This is a genomic window from Pelomicrobium sp. G1 (assembly GCF_051905455.1).
GTDB lineage: Bacteria > Pseudomonadota > Gammaproteobacteria > Burkholderiales > UBA6910 > Pelomicrobium.
This window is the reverse complement of sequence record NZ_JBQACR010000442.1, coordinates 1-254: the sequence shown is the minus strand read 5'-3', so window position 1 is coordinate 254 and position 254 is coordinate 1. Positions and strand designations below refer to the sequence as shown.

Here is a 254-nt window from a genome sequence, read left to right as displayed (position 1 = left end):
ATAGGACAAGGGGTTGCCCCGCGCCAGGCGCACTTGCCGCTTGTCCAGGGCGATGGCGATGGCTTCATCGCGCACCATCCGCACGCCCCAGCGGCTTTGGAGCGGGTCGTAGGGGCGGCTGATCTCGGGCAGCCGCCGCACGCCAGCGAGCACCCGGTTGCTTAAGGGGCAGGAGATGAATTCGGGCTGCCGCTCCACCAGGGTCACGTCAATGCCCTGGTCCCATGGCCGCACGTACTTGGCCGCGGTCGCCC

At 68.9% G+C, this 254-nt stretch carries 1 pseudogene; it reads right to left on the bottom strand.

Going from position 1 to position 254, the window contains the following annotated elements:
* Window positions 1-254 (bottom strand): annotated as a pseudogene (locus ACTFO6_RS19150) (flavocytochrome C); the annotation flags it as partial.